This is a genomic window from Paenibacillus taichungensis (assembly GCF_013359905.1).
GTDB lineage: Bacteria > Bacillota > Bacilli > Paenibacillales > Paenibacillaceae > Paenibacillus > Paenibacillus taichungensis.
The window spans coordinates 1-519 of sequence record NZ_JABMCC010000064.1; the positions used below are offsets into that span (position 1 = coordinate 1).

A 519-nucleotide genomic window follows, 5' to 3' on the forward strand; every position below is an offset into this window, starting at 1 on the left:
AGACAGGTGGTGCATGGTTGTCGTCAGCTCGTGTCGTGAGATGTTGGGTTAAGTCCCGCAACGAGCGCAACCCTTGATCTTAGTTGCCAGCACTTCGGGTGGGCACTCTAAGGTGACTGCCGGTGACAAACCGGAGGAAGGTGGGGATGACGTCAAATCATCATGCCCCTTATGACCTGGGCTACACACGTACTACAATGGCCGGTACAACGGGCTGTGAAGCCGCGAGGTGGAACGAATCCTAAAAAGCCGGTCTCAGTTCGGATTGCAGGCTGCAACTCGCCTGCATGAAGTCGGAATTGCTAGTAATCGCGGATCAGCATGCCGCGGTGAATACGTTCCCGGGTCTTGTACACACCGCCCGTCACACCACGAGAGTTTATAACACCCGAAGTCGGTGGGGTAACCGCAAGGAGCCAGCCGCCGAAGGTGGGATAGATGATTGGGGTGAAGTCGTAACAAGGTAGCCGTATCGGAAGGTGCGGCTGGATCACCTCCTTTCTATGGAGAATCGTTTCC

1 rRNA gene is annotated in these 519 nt (G+C 55.5%); it reads left to right on the top strand.

Annotated features, from left to right (window positions below):
- Window positions 1-501: ribosomal RNA gene (locus tag HP548_RS00530) — 16S ribosomal RNA — on the top strand; the annotation flags it as partial.
- Between the last annotated feature and the right edge of the window lie 18 nt (window positions 502-519).